Genomic DNA, 8,725 nt, shown 5'->3' on the forward strand with positions numbered 1-8,725 from the left:
GTATTCGGCGTACTCCTCCCTACCTCCCAGCTTCTGGTGCAGGGCCGCCGCCACCGTCTGTAGGGCGAAGAGGGGGTTCCGAACCTCGTGCGCCACACCCCCCGCGATCATCCCGATCGTCTCCAGCTTTTCTGCCTCCTTCAGGCGCTCCTCCAGTGCTTTTTGGGCCGCCTCCGCCTCCCGCCTCTTCCTCCGGCCTTCGGCCTCCCTGAGTTCCCTTTGGACGGCGGGGAGGAGGCGGGCGAGGTTGTCCTTGAAGATGTAGTCGGCGGCGCCGCGGCGCATGGCCTCCACGGCCCGCTCCTCGCCGATGGAGCCGGAGACGAGGAGGAAAGGGATGTCGAGACCCGAGTCCTTCAGTATGTCCAAAGCCTGCAGGCCGTCGAAGGCGGGAAGGCGGTAGTCTGAGATGACCAGGTTCCACCCACCTCGGACCAGGGCCTCCCTCAGGGCGGCCTGCGTTTCCACCCGCTCCCACCGGAGGCATAATCCCCCCCTCTCCATGTAGCGAACGAGGAGAAGGGCGTCGTCTTCCGAGTCTTCCACGATGAGGACCGAAAGCGGTTCGTCCACTCAAAACCTCCCTGGCACCGGGGGCGCCTCATTGAGCAACAGCCAGTAGAGACCCAGATTTCGGGCCGCCTCCACGAACTCGCCGAAGTTCACGGGCTTGCGCACGTAGGAGTTGGCTCCGCGGGTGTAGCTTTCGGTGAGGTCCTTCTCCTCCGTGGAGGAGGTCAGGACCACCACGGGAAGAAGCCGGGTGCGCTCGTCGGCCCGGATCCGTCGCAGAACCTCCAGCCCGTCCACCTTGGGCAGCTTAAGGTCCAACAAGACCACCGCCGGCAGATCCATCGGGTCCCGACCGGCGTAGGCGCCCTCCCCGAAAAGCCAGTCCAGGGCCTCCTGGCCGTCCCGCGCCACAACCACGGGGTTCCGGATGTGGTTCTTCTCCAGGGCCCTCAGCGTGAGCAATTCGTCGTCAGGGTTGTCTTCGACAAGGAACAGGACGCGCTCGTTCATGGCGTTCTCCTTGCGGCGGTCTCTTTCAAGATAGGTTCAGGGGCGGGCGGGGACAAATTTCCGGAGGCGGATCCGCCGCCACCGCCCCCTCCCCGGCGGCCCCCAGCGTGAAGAAAAAGAGGGCGCCGCGATCCGGCTCCCCCCGGCCCCCCACCTCTCCCCCGTGGCGGCGGACGATTCGTCGGACCAGGGCCAGGCCCACACCGGTGCCGGGAAAATCCTTGGAGGCATGAAGGCGCTGGAAAGGGATGAAGAGCTTGTCGGCGAAGCGCATGTCGAAGCCGGCACCGTCATCTTCCACGGCGAAACCCATCCCCTCCCTTCGGAAAACGATGCGCGCTTTCTCTTTTCTGGAAGTGTACTTGAAGGCGTTTCCCAGCAGGTTTTCCAATACCACCCGCAGAAGCCGCGGGTCCCCCTCCGCCTTCAACCCCTCCTCCACAACGACCGCCACCTCCCGCTCCGGCTCCCGGCGGAGGAGTTCCGAGAGAACCGAGCGAGCGAGAGCTGAGAGGTCCACCTCCTCCCGGCGGAGCTCCGCCCGGCTCACCCTTGAAAGCTGGAGGAGGTCGTCGATGAGGAGGGCCATCCGCTGGGCGGCAGAGCGGATTCGGCGGAGGTAGTCCTTCCCCCTCTCTCCCAGCGTCTCCCCGAAGTCCTCTGCGAGGGCCTGGGAGAAGCCGTCCAGGGCCCGCAGCGGCGCCCTGAGGTCGTGGCTCACCGAATAGGAGAAGGCCTCCAACTCCGCGTTGGAGGCCCGAAGGTCGCGATTCAAGACCCAGATCTCCTCGGCCAGCCTCCGAAGAGCCTCCTCGGCCTCCCTTCGCTCCGTCACGTCCAGAGCGATTCCAAAAACACGTCTTTCCTCTTCCTCTTCCTGCTTCAGACCTTTTCCCCTGAGGAGGAGCCAGCGGCGCGCCCCCTCAACATTGACTTCCGCCTCCACCGAAAGGGTCTCGCCGTGCAGGAGGGCCTCTCCCATTTGCCGGTAGAGTTCCTCCTGGCCCGGGGGTGAGAACCTTTCGAGAAACGTTTGCACGGTGAGATCCCCCTCGGAGGCGAGGGAGAGGACCCGTCGCGTCATTCCGGATAGGGCCACGCGGCCCGTCACCGAATCCCACCCCCAAGTGCCGGCGCCCGCTCCTTCCAGAGCAAGCCGGAGCATGGTCTCTTTCTCCTGGAGAAGAGCGTTTCCCAGACGGACTTGCTCCGCCGAGTCCGCCAAGCGTTTCAAAGTGTCCAGAAGTTCCCGCGTCCTTTCTTGTACCTTTTGCTCCAGTTCCTCGAGGGTCTGGACGGCCTGAATGGTCACAGCCGCCGCCTCGGCGAGGGTTTCCAAGAGGCGGAGCTCCTGGGAATCCGGGACATGGTTTCTGGCCCAGTAATTGCCGATGGCACCCACCGGGTTCTCTTTGCCGATAGGGACCATGGCGAGGCTCCGAACGAAGGTGGGACGGTAGACCTCCACCGGGATGCGACTGTCGTTGTAGACATCCTCGATGACGACGGTCTCGCGGTTCAGAATGGACCATCCGCTGATGCAGGCCGCTAGGGGAAAACGCCGGCCCTTCCACAGGGGGGAGATGGCGTCCTCGTCCACGTAGTGACACTCCTCTCCGTCCCTCAAAACCACGGTGGCGCCGTCGGCTCCGGCCACGTCCCTCGCCGCCTTGCGCACCGTCCTCAGGACTCCCGCCATGTCCCGGGCCCCGGCGAGGGCGCTCACCGCCCCGATGAGGCGCTCCAGGCGGGCGTTAAGGCGCAAGACCTCTTCCTCTGAGCGCTTGCGTTCGGAAAGGTCGATTCCGGCGCCCACGAGGTGGGGCCGGCCTTCGATGGACACGGCAGCGCCCGTGAAGAAGTAGGGCGTCCGCGTCCCGTCCTTGGAGAGGAGGTCGGCCTCCACGGAGGAGGATCCCGTTTGGAAGACCTCGCCGATGCGTTCCCGAAGAAGGCCCTTCTGATCCTCGGCGAAGAGGTCCAGCGGGCTCAGACCGGCGATCTCCTGGCCCCCATAGCCTGTAACCCTCTCGAGTTCCCTGTTCCATCGGCGGAAGCGGAACCTCTCGTCAAAGCAGTACACCACCCCTGGGAGGCTGTCGAGGACCGCGGCGGTGAAGTCCCTCTCCTCCCGCAGGGCTTCCTCCCCAGCCTTTCGGGCCGTGATGTCCGTGGCCACGCCGTCCCACAGGATCCGGCCGTCAGAAATCTTACGCGGGCGCGAGCGCACCTGGAGCCACCGCCATGTGCCGCCCTTCGTGCGCATTCTCAGTTCCATAGCGAAATCCGAGAGGGTCTTCCGGCTCTCCGCCTCCGCCACCCGCAGGGCCTTCAGCTGATCGGGGTCTGTCTGGCCGTGGAGGGCGCCCGCGTCGTGCAGGACCTCCTCCACCGTGATCCCGTGGATGCGTTCCAGCCCCGCGCTGGCATAGAGGAATCGGGGCGTCCCGTCATCCTCGTGCGTATAGAGATAGATGTAGCTGTCGGGCAGGTTGTCGCCCAGGGAGCGCAGGCGCTCCTCACTCTGCCGGAGCGCCTCTTCGGCACGCTTGCGCTCGCTCACGTCCCGCACCGTCGAGATGAGAAGGATCTGGTCGCCGAGGCGGGCGGGCCGAGAGCGGACCTCCACAGGGAAGGCCGTGCCGTCTCGCTTCAGATGAACGGCCTCAAAAAAGGCACCTCCGGAGAGGGCCCTTTGCAGATGGGTGGGCAACTTGGATCTCTCTTCCGAAACCTGTATCTCCGCCACGGAGAGACCGGCCATTTCTCCCGGGCCATACCCGTACATTTCCTCCGCCGCGCGGTTGGCCTCCAGGACGATTCCGTCGGGGCGGACGAAAAAGAGCGGATCTCCGGCCTCCTCGCGCAGAAGCCGGTACCGCTCGTCCCGCCGGTTCAGGGCCTCCAGGTGGAGCAGGCGTTCGTGGCGTGCGTACGCCCACAGGACCGCCCCGAGAAGAAGGAAAAGGAGAAGCCCGACCGCTCCCGTCCAGGCCACCCGGGAACGGTAGGGCGCGAGGGCCTCTTCCTGGTCCACCTTGGCGACCAGCCCCCAGTTTGTCCCCGCGACTCGCCGGGTGGCTGCCAGGACAGGCGAGTCCCGATAGTCCCGATAATGTCCGAAGGCTTCCCGTCCCTCCAGGGCGTCCCGGGAGGCCAGATTCGGGGCATCGAGAGGAACGGTCACTCCCAACACGGGTTCCGGGGAGTGGCGGAGGGGGGCGAGATAGCGGACCAGCCGGCCCTCCCGCTGCATGATCAGCACTTCTCCCGTCTTCGTAGGTGCCGGCTCCCGGGCCAGCAGAGGGTAGAGCCAGAGGCCAGGATCTCTCAAAAGAAAAATGGCTGCGGCACCGCCCGATTCTCCAGAGGACCGGGCGGGGCGGGCGTGGACGACGAGTGTTTCCAAGGCGGGCTCGGCGAACAGTCGCGCGCCCACGCCTTTCCAATCGGGATCGGCCATCCAGTTGCGGCAAGCCTCGGGCAGGGGCGGGGCGCCCGGTGTCGAAACCAGGGTCCGCCCCCCGGCGTCCAGAAGGTAGATACCCGCATACCCCTCGGCGCCCGCGAAGTGCGCGAAAAGGCTGTCCAGGTGCGCCGTCGCACCGGATTTTTCAGGATAGGGAACCTCGTCCTCCGCGGGCAGGCTCTGACCAAGGATCACCTGGAGCGTGGGGAAGTCCAGAAGGACTTGAGCGTCGGACTGGGCGTCCGCCAGCCAGATTTCGATGGCAGCCTTCCGGTCGTCCGCCATGGCGGACAAGCGCACCCGCCACGACTCCAAAGCCTGCCGGCGCTCCTCCCGGGCGAAGCGCCAAAAGGCGGCCCCGCCCAGGCAGATAGCGAGGAGGATCGCGACCGATATCAGGATCCGCATGCCTCGGCCGAGGCCCTCCGATGGCCACCCCTTTGCCGCTTCCCCGGCCCTCATTCCTTCCTCCTGAAGGATTGGCAGAACCATTTTATGCAGGGGGCCGCCGATTCACAAAGCCCCTCTCCTTTCGCCGAAGCACCGCGTCCCGATGATGAATGTCGGGGAGAAGAGGACTTCCACAGGGAGAACGAAGAACAATGAGGAGCTTCCCACTGGATGAAGCGGTCTTTGGACGCTATCATGAGCACATCGGGGAGGGCCGGCGATGCGGGTTCTCGGGATTCTCTTGGCGATCTTTCTGTGGCTCCTGGGCGGCCTGTTCCTCCTGGCGGCGGCGGCGCCGGACGCGGTGGCCCAGGGCAAGAGCCTTCCCCGTGCGGTGGTGGGGGGCGGCCTCGTTCTCGGCGGGTTCGTCCTCCTGGTGCTCGCCTGGCGAATGGGCGGCTCGCGCGAGGCTTCGGGCACCGGGAGCGGCGGCGGAACCCGGACCATGTCGGGCCAGGAGCCGCCCGGAGGGCTTTCCCTCAAGAAACTGACCTGCCCGCACTGCGGAGGCCAGGTGGACCCCGCCTCGGCCAAACTCAACCCGGAGGGCACGCTTTCGGTGACCTGCGCCTACTGCAAGGGCGCCTTTCTCGTCCAGGAGGACCCCAAATGGTGAGGGGGAGAGGGGCGGGAACTCGGATTTGGGATTTGGGATTTGGGATTCTGGATTTCGGATTTCGGATTTGGAATGGGGGACTTGGGATCGAGAAATCGGGTTCGGGGCGTCCCGGCTGTTGCCAGCCTGGGGTTCGAGCGGGCTCCGCCCCCTCTTGCCCGGGACGGCATCGGCTCTCGCGACTCCTCCTCACGCTGGCCGCGGCGGTTCTCGGCCTGGCGGCGCCGGTCCTTTCGGTTCCGGCGCAATACCGCTTCCAGGTGCCTCAAAACGTCAGCCGGGTGACGGTGAATCCCGACGCCTCGCTGGCCATCGAGTACTCCATCACCTTCGCCAACGAGGGCCAGCCCATCGACGTCATCGACGTGGGCCTCCCCAGCGGGGACTACGACCTTTCCTCGGTGCGGGCGGACCTCGACGGCCGGACAGCCCTCGGGGACATCCGGCCATCGGAGTACGTGAAGGACGGCGTGGAAGTGCACCTGCAGGGCACCGAAATCCCCGCGGGGACCTCGGCGACGCTCCACCTCGCGGCCGTGGTGCGGGACCGGGTCTTCCGGGATGACGAGGACAAGGCGTACGCGAGTGTGGTCTTCAGCCCCACCTGGCACGGCGCCGATTTCACGAGCGGGAGCACCCATCTCATCTGCGAGTTCGTCTTTCCGGAGGGCGTGGGGCCTGACGACCCCCGCTACCATCGCGAGGCCCCTTTCACCTCCGCGCGGGTCGAGAACGGGCGGGTGATCTACCGGTGGGAGATCGCCGAGGCTTCACCCTCCTCCCAGTACACCTTCGGGGCTTCCTTCCCCGCGCGCGTCATGGACCGCGTCCTCGAAAAGCCCAAAGGGCCTGGGCCGCTGGCCTTGCTCCTCCGCGGGTTTTTCGGGCTCCTCAAGGGCTCCATCCCCTGCCTCTGGATCGGGATCATCCTGTCCACCTTCATCTTCGGCATCGTCAAGAACCGGAAGCGCCGGATGCAGTACCTCTCGCCCTCGGTGGGCATGGAGGGGGTGGAGGTCCGGCGGGGCCTCACCGTCCCCGAGGTGGCCGTCCTCCAGGAACAGCCCGTGAACCGGGTGGTGGCCCTTCTCCTCTTCGGCATGATCCGGAAGGGGCTGGTGAAAGTCACCGCCCGAAACCCGATCCGGCTGGAAGTCGTCCCCGAGAAGAAGGCCGACTTCCCCTACGAGGAGTCCTTTCTCAAGGCCGTGAAGGACGACGGGAAGCTGGACGAAGCGGAGGGGGCCCGGGTCCTCGTCGATCTGGTCAAGAAGGTCGAGGAGAAGATGAAGGGGTACAGCCGCCGGAAGAGCCTCGCCTATTACAAGCAGATCATGGACCAGGCGTGGAAGCAGGTGGGCACGGAGGATTACTCCCAGGCCTTCGAGTGGATGATCCTGGACCGGGACTTCGAAAAGACCGCCTCCCAGCGGTACGGGACCAACCCCATCCCACTGCCCGTCTGGTGGGGACCCCTGTACGGCCACGGCCACCGCTCGTCCCCGTCGGGTGCGGGCGGGGCGGGGGGAACGGACCTCTCGGGGGCCTTCTCCGACCTCAAGGCCGGGGCCAGCGGCATCGTGAGCGGAGTCGAAGGCTTCGCCAACGACCTGGTGGGGAGCGTCCCGGGCCTGGCGGGGAAAGTGACCGAGAAGACCAACCCGGTCCCCGTCTCTTCGGGCGGGGGTCATTCGGGCGGCGGATGCGCCTGCGCGTGCGCCTGCGCGGGATGCGCCTGCGCCTGCGCCGGCGGGGGGAGGTGAGGCGGCCATGAGACTCCTCGAGTGGCTCAAGAACGAGAAACCCATCCCCCCGGGCCTCTACGTGGGGCGCATCCAGTCCGACACCGCCTCCCACCGGGCGCACCTGCGCCTGGAACCCTCGGGGCGAGCCGTTCTCACCGTGGACGCGAGCCGGATCCTCCACCTCAACGGGACCGCCGCCGAGATCGTCAAACTCCTCCTCGACGGGCTGTCCGAAGACGAGACCGTAAGGGCCATGGCCCGACGGTACCGGACTCCGCGCGGCGTCCTCGCCGAGGACGTTCGCAAGGTGCGCAGGACGGTGACCGCGCTGTCGGAAACGGACCGGGTGTGCCCCGAGTCGGACCTCGGCGTCCAGATGGTGGAACCTTACAGCTCCGACCTTTCGGCGCCGCTCCGCATGGACCTGGCCCTCACCTACCGTTGCCAGAATCGCTGCAGCCACTGCTACAACGAGCCCTCGCGCCAGGTGACCGAGATGGACACGGCCTCCTGGAGAAGGGCGCTGGACCGGATCCAATCCGCCGGAATCCCCCACGTGGTCTTCACCGGCGGCGAACCCACCCTGCGCGACGATCTTCCCGATCTCGTGGCCTACGCCGAGGATTCGGGCCTCGTGACGGGTCTCAACACCAACGGCAGGCGCCTCTCGGACCGGGCGTACACGGAGCGCCTGAGGGAGGCGGGCCTCGACCACGTGCAGATCACGCTCGAATCGGCGGACCCGTCCCTCCACGATGCGCTGACCCGGTCCGAGTCCTTCGAAGAGACTCTGGCCGGACTCCGCGCCTGCCGCGAGGCGGGGATCTACTGCCTGACGAACACCACGCTCACCCAGGTCAACGCCCCCGGCATCGAAGCGCTGGTGGACCTCGTGGCCGCCGAAGGCCTCAAGACCTTCGCCGTCAACGGCATGATCTACTCGGGCAAGGGCAAGCAGAGCGGCCTCGAGCTGACGGCCCCGGAAGTCGTGCCCCTGCTCGACCGGCTCGCCGAGCGGGCCCGGGAAAAGGGCCTTCGCTTCGTGTGGTACACGCCCACACGCTACTGCGAGCTCAACCCCGTGGAGATGGCCCTGGGCGTCAAGCAGTGCACCGCCGCCCGGCTGTCCATGGCCGTAGAGCCCGATGGAACGGTCCTTCCCTGCCAGTCTTATTACGAGGGTGTGGGCCACCTCCTGACCGACCCGTGGGAGAAGATCTGGAACCACCCGCTCTGCGCCTCCCTCCGCAAGCCCCAGACCCCGCTCACCGCTTGTGAGGCCTGCGAGCACCTCAGCCTCTGCGGCGGCGGATGCCCCCTGGAGACCCAGCACCAGAAGCTCCATTGCCGCGAGGTGGCCTCCGGCGGATAGGAGGCGCCCGCGCCTCTCGGGGTCACGCTGGGTCTTGGTTCCAAGGAGCC

General features: G+C 66.6%; 6 protein-coding genes. 3 read left to right on the top strand and 3 right to left on the bottom strand.

Annotation, left to right across the window (positions count from 1 at the left end; all coding sequences use genetic code 11):
* The 3 genes from AB1824_12130 to AB1824_12140 all read right to left on the bottom strand — a co-directional run.
* Positions 1 to 573: response regulator (locus AB1824_12130; protein MEW5765712.1), on the bottom strand; the 573-nt coding region annotated here is incomplete at its 3' end.
* Entirely contained in the window at positions 574 to 1,023 is a 450-nt protein-coding gene (locus AB1824_12135; protein MEW5765713.1) for a response regulator, read from the bottom strand. It abuts the gene before it with no gap.
* A gap of 25 nt (positions 1,024 to 1,048) precedes the next feature.
* Positions 1,049 to 4,900: a PAS domain S-box protein gene (locus AB1824_12140; protein ID MEW5765714.1), complete on the bottom strand. Its 3,852-nt coding sequence runs from the start codon at positions 4,898 to 4,900 to the stop codon at positions 1,049 to 1,051.
* Between the two features lie 262 nt (positions 4,901 to 5,162).
* Here AB1824_12140 and AB1824_12145 point away from each other — a divergent pair, with 262 nt between their 5' ends.
* From AB1824_12145 to AB1824_12155, 3 genes are read left to right on the top strand one after another with little or no spacing between them, the layout of a single operon-like run.
* Positions 5,163 to 5,558, top strand: a complete 396-nt coding sequence (locus AB1824_12145; protein ID MEW5765715.1) for a hypothetical protein — start codon at positions 5,163 to 5,165, stop codon at positions 5,556 to 5,558.
* A complete protein-coding gene (locus tag AB1824_12150; protein ID MEW5765716.1) occupies positions 5,552 to 7,321 on the top strand; it encodes a hypothetical protein in 1,770 nt (589 codons plus the stop codon). The genes AB1824_12145 and AB1824_12150 overlap by 7 nt, the downstream gene beginning before the upstream one ends.
* Before the next feature lie 7 nt (positions 7,322 to 7,328).
* Positions 7,329 to 8,675: a PqqD family peptide modification chaperone gene (locus AB1824_12155; protein MEW5765717.1), complete on the top strand. Its 1,347-nt coding sequence runs from the start codon at positions 7,329 to 7,331 to the stop codon at positions 8,673 to 8,675.
* The last annotated feature ends 50 nt before the right edge of the window (positions 8,676 to 8,725 follow it).

The sequence above is a fragment of the Acidobacteriota bacterium genome (assembly GCA_040752915.1).
Taxonomy (GTDB): domain Bacteria; phylum Acidobacteriota; class UBA4820; order UBA4820; family DSQY01; genus JBFLVU01.

Excerpts from the sequence above, each read along its gene's own strand:
- AB1824_12155 (MEW5765717.1), top strand. The coding sequence starts at position 7,329 with ATGAGACTCCTCGAGTGGCTCAAGAACGAGAAACCCATCCCCCCGGGC.
- AB1824_12145 (MEW5765715.1), top strand. The coding sequence starts at position 5,163 with ATGCGGGTTCTCGGGATTCTCTTGGCGATCTTTCTGTGGCTCCTGGGC.
- AB1824_12150 (MEW5765716.1), top strand. The coding sequence starts at position 5,552 with ATGGTGAGGGGGAGAGGGGCGGGAACTCGGATTTGGGATTTGGGATTT.
- AB1824_12140 (MEW5765714.1), bottom strand. The coding sequence starts at position 4,900 with ATGCGGATCCTGATATCGGTCGCGATCCTCCTCGCTATCTGCCTGGGC.
- AB1824_12135 (MEW5765713.1), bottom strand. The coding sequence starts at position 1,023 with ATGAACGAGCGCGTCCTGTTCCTTGTCGAAGACAACCCTGACGACGAA.